This is a genomic window from Planococcus sp. NCCP-2050, from assembly GCF_023708025.1.
GTDB lineage: Bacteria > Bacillota > Bacilli > Bacillales_A > Planococcaceae > Planococcus.
In genome coordinates, this window is record NZ_BRCX01000012.1 from 1 (window position 1) to 3,039 (window position 3,039).

The 3,039-nt window shown below is 53.3% G+C and carries 1 rRNA gene; it reads right to left on the reverse strand.

Going from position 1 to position 3,039, the window contains the following annotated elements:
• A 23S ribosomal RNA gene (locus NFU07_RS17615) occupies nt 1-2,935 on the reverse strand.
• Between the last annotated feature and the right edge of the window lie 104 nt (nt 2,936-3,039).

A 3,039-nucleotide genomic window follows, 5' to 3' on the forward strand; every position in this document is an offset into this window, starting at 1 on the left:
TTGGTTAAGTCCTCGATCGATTAGTATTCGTCAGCTGCACGTGTCGCCACGCTTCCACCTCGAACCTATCTACCTCATCGTCTTTGAGGGATCTTACTTGCTTGCGCAATGGGAAATCTCATCTTGAGGGGGGCTTCGTGCTTAGATGCTTTCAGCACTTATCCCGGCCACACATAGCTACCCAGCGATGCCCTTGGCAGAACAACTGGTACACCAGCGGTGTGTCCATCCCGGTCCTCTCGTACTAAGGACAGCTCCTCTCAAATTTCCTGCGCCCGCGACGGATAGGGACCGAACTGTCTCACGACGTTCTGAACCCAGCTCGCGTACCGCTTTAATGGGCGAACAGCCCAACCCTTGGGACCGACTACAGCCCCAGGATGCGATGAGCCGACATCGAGGTGCCAAACCTCCCCGTCGATGTGGACTCTTGGGGGAGATAAGCCTGTTATCCCCGGGGTAGCTTTTATCCGTTGAGCGATGGCCCTTCCATGCGGAACCACCGGATCACTAAGCCCGTCTTTCGACCCTGCTCGACCTGTACGTCTCGCAGTCAAGCTCCCTTGTGCCTTTACACTCTGCGAATGATTTCCAACCATTCTGAGGGAACCTTTGGGCGCCTCCGTTACTCTTTAGGAGGCGACCGCCCCAGTCAAACTGCCCGCCTGACACTGTCTCCCACCCCGATCAGGGGTGTGGGTTAGAATTTCAATACAACCAGGGTAGTATCCCACCGACGCCTCCTCCGAAGCTGGCGCTCCGGGCTCAAAGGCTCCTACCTATCCTGTACAAGTTGCACCAAAATTCAATATCAGGCTACAGTAAAGCTCCACGGGGTCTTTCCGTCCTGTCGCGGGTAACCTGCATCTTCACAGGTACTATAATTTCACCGAGTCTCTCGTTGAGACAGTGCCCAGATCGTTACGCCTTTCGTGCGGGTCGGAACTTACCCGACAAGGAATTTCGCTACCTTAGGACCGTTATAGTTACGGCCGCCGTTTACTGGGGCTTCAGTTCGCACCTTCGCTTGCGCTAAGCACTCCCCTTAACCTTCCAGCACCGGGCAGGCGTCAGCCCCTATACGTCACCTTACGGTTTTGCAGAGACCTGTGTTTTTGCTAAACAGTCGCCTGGGCCTATTCACTGCGGCTCTCTCGGGCTTTAACACCCTACCAGAGCACCCCTTCTCCCGAAGTTACGGGGTCATTTTGCCGAGTTCCTTAACGAGAGTTCACTCGCTCACCTTAGAATTCTCTTCTCGCCTACCTGTGTCGGTTTGCGGTACGGGCACCTCCCGCCTCGCTAGAGGCTTTTCTTGGCAGTGTGAAATCAGGGACTCGAGGATGAATCCTCTTGCCGTCACAGCTTAACGTATCAGGAATGGGATTTGCCTCATTCCACGCCTCACTGCTTGGACGCGCACAACCAACGGCGCGCTCACCTTATCCTTCTGCGTCCCCCCATTGCTCAAACGGCGGGGAGGTGGTACAGGAATATCAACCTGTTGTCCATCGTCTACGCCTATCGGCCTCGACTTAGGTCCCGACTGACCCTGAGCGGACGAGCCTTCCTCAGGAAACCTTAGGCATTCGGTGGACGGGATTCTCACCCGTCTTTCGTTACTCATACCGGCATTCTCACTTCTAAGCGCTCCACCAGTCCTTCCGGTCTGACTTCAACGCCCTTAGAACGCTCTCCTACCACGGACCTCAGATGAGGTCCATCCACAGCTTCGGTAATCCGTTTAGCCCCGGTACATTTTCGGCGCAGTGTCACTCGACCAGTGAGCTATTACGCACTCTTTAAATGATGGCTGCTTCTAAGCCAACATCCTGGTTGTCTAAGCAACGCCACATCCTTTTCCACTTAACGGATATTTGGGGACCTTAGCTGGTGGTCTGGGCTGTTTCCCTCTTGACTACGGATCTTATCACTCGCAGTCTGACTCCCAATCATAAATCACTGGCATTCGGAGTTTGTCTGAATTCGGTAACCCGGGATGGGCCCCTAGTCCAAACAGTGCTCTACCTCCAGGATTCTCAAAGATTGAGGCTAGCCCTAAAGCTATTTCGGAGAGAACCAGCTATCTCCAGGTTCGATTGGAATTTCTCCGCTACCCACACCTCATCCCCGCACTTTTCAACGTGCGTGGGTTCGGGCCTCCAGTAAGTGTTACCTTACCTTCACCCTGGACATGGGTAGATCACCTGGTTTCGGGTCTACAACTGCATACTCATTCGCCCTATTCAGACTCGCTTTCGCTGCGGCTCCGCCTTCTCAGCTTAACCTTGCATGCAATCGTAACTCGCCGGTTCATTCTACAAAAGGCACGCCATCACCCATGAACGGGCTTTGACTACTTGTAGGCACACGGTTTCAGGATCTGTTTCACTCCCCTTCCGGGGTGCTTTTCACCTTTCCCTCACGGTACTGGTTCACTATCGGTCACTAGGGAGTATTTAGCCTTGGGAGATGGTCCTCCCGGATTCCGACGGAATTTCACGTGTTCCGCCGTACTCAGGATCCACTCGGGAGATCCGAACCTTTCAGCTACAGGGCTGTTACCTTGTCTCGCGGACCGTTCCAGGTCGCTTCGCTTAAATTCGGATTTTGTAACTCCACAATGAGTGTCCTACAACCCCAAGAGGCAAGCCTCTTGGTTTGGGCTGTTCCCGTTTCGCTCGCCGCTACTCAGGGAATCGCATTTGCTTTCTCTTCCTCCAGGTACTTAGATGTTTCAGTTCCCTGGGTCTGCCTTCTCATGTGCTATGTATTCACACATGGATACCGCCCCATTAAAGGCGGTGGGTTCCCCCATTCGGAAATCTCCGGATCACAGCTCACTTACAGCTCCCCGAAGCATATCGGTGTTAGTGCCGTCCTTCTTCGGCTCCTAGTGCCAAGGCATTCACCGTGCGCCCTTTCTAACTTAACCAAGCGGTTTGTTAAAAAGTGGATCCCAATTGGGATCGTGCTTGCATGAATTGCTTGTTTCAATTTGTTTCAATGTCGTTTTATCCAGTTTTCAAAGAACAAGTT